Here is a 1,555-nt window from a genome sequence, read left to right on the forward strand (position 1 = left end):
CTTCCGACAAGGAATTCTGGTCTCTGAACGCGAATGCATGTGCAAGGATTTTGCAGTCAACGGCCAAAAATCTTTGCACATGGAGGACGTGTCCATGTTCCGTCCATCGGAAAATCAGATGATTCTCCCAGGCGATTTCTTCCTGCCATTCGGCGGGAAGTTGAATGAGAACAATCGCTGGGTCAAGCTCGCGCAGATGATTCCGTGGTGGAAAGTCGAAAAGCACTACGGGGAGCAGTTCAGGTCCCGGACGATGGGCCAAGAGGCGTATCCTGTGCGTATGGCACTTGGCGCTCTCATCATCCAACAACGGCTGGGTTTGAGCGACCGGGAAACGGTCCAGCAGATTACGGAGAACCCGTATCTGCAGTACTTCATCGGACTGCCCAAATTCCAGGATGAGCCGCCGTTTCACCCTTCTCTGATGACCCACTTTCGCAAGCGGCTGGGCCCGGACATCATCAACCAGGTCAACGAATGGATTGCAGAGGAGAAGGACGAGCATCACGATGAGTCGGATAACCAAAACGGCGGCTCGACAAGTCAATCAGACACCCACGCTTCCACCGAACACACCGAGGACGCAGCAGGAGATGTTGGGAATCAAGGGAAGCTGCTGTTGGATGCCACGTGCGCGCCGGCAGACATCGCCTATCCGACCGACCTTTCGTTGCTCAACGAGGCGCGTGAGAAATTGGAGGAAATCATCGATGTTCTGCATGCGGCTTTGGGAGGTGGCAGGCGAAAACCGCGGACGTACCGGGAGAAAGCGCGTAACGCGTACCTGGCCGTGGCGAAGCGGCGTCGTGTGAGTCCGCGGGTGTTGCGCAAAGCGATAGGCAAGCAGTTGCGGTATGTGGCACGGGACCTGCGCATCATCGGGCAACTGAAGGATGAAGTGGGGCTGGGGGTGCTCAGCAAGCGCCAGCACCGGCAACTGATGGTGATCTGCGAGCTGTACCGGCAGCAGGAGGAGATGTATCGCAAGCGCACGCGGCGGATTGAGGACCGCATCGTCAGTATCTCACAACCGCACGTTCGCCCGATGGTTCGTGGCAAGGCGCGGGCCCATGTGGAGTTTGGTGCGAAGGTGGCGGTGAGTCTTGTGAACGGATATGCAAGGTTGGAACGGTTGGACTGGAACAACTTCCATGAGGGTCAGACGTTGCAGGCGGCGGTGGAAGCGTATCGGGAACGGTACGGTTGCTATCCTGAGGCGGTGCTGGCGGACAAGGTGTACCGTACAAGGGAGAACCTGCGCTACTGCAAGGAACGCGGCATTCGCTTGAGCGGGCCTCCATTGGGGCGGCCGTCGAAGTTTATGGAGGCACAGCAGCAGCGTATGGAAAAGGAAGACGCGGCTGGGCGCAATGCGATTGAAGGCAAGTTTGGGGAAGGCAAGCGCCTGTACGGGCTTGGGTTGATTCGTACGCGCCTGCAAACGACCAGTGAAACGGTCATTGCATTGCAACTGTTGGTGATGAACCTGGAACAGCGGCTCCGCCTTCTTTTTTACGTCATTTGGGCCAGGTTTCTGGGGTATGGTGGGGCTGGT

Annotated in this window: 1 protein-coding gene; it reads left to right on the top strand. The window is 57.5% G+C overall.

Going from position 1 to position 1,555, the window contains the following annotated elements; translation table 11 throughout:
• Positions 1–94: 94 nt before the first annotated feature.
• Positions 95–1,555, top strand: a 1,461-nt coding sequence (locus IEX97_RS12865; RefSeq protein WP_188883507.1) for an IS5 family transposase, incomplete at its 3' end; no start/stop codon positions are given.

The sequence above is a fragment of the Paenalicyclobacillus cellulosilyticus genome, from assembly GCF_014647315.1.
In the GTDB taxonomy this organism is placed as follows: domain Bacteria; phylum Bacillota; class Bacilli; order Alicyclobacillales; family Alicyclobacillaceae; genus Alicyclobacillus_J; species Alicyclobacillus_J cellulosilyticus.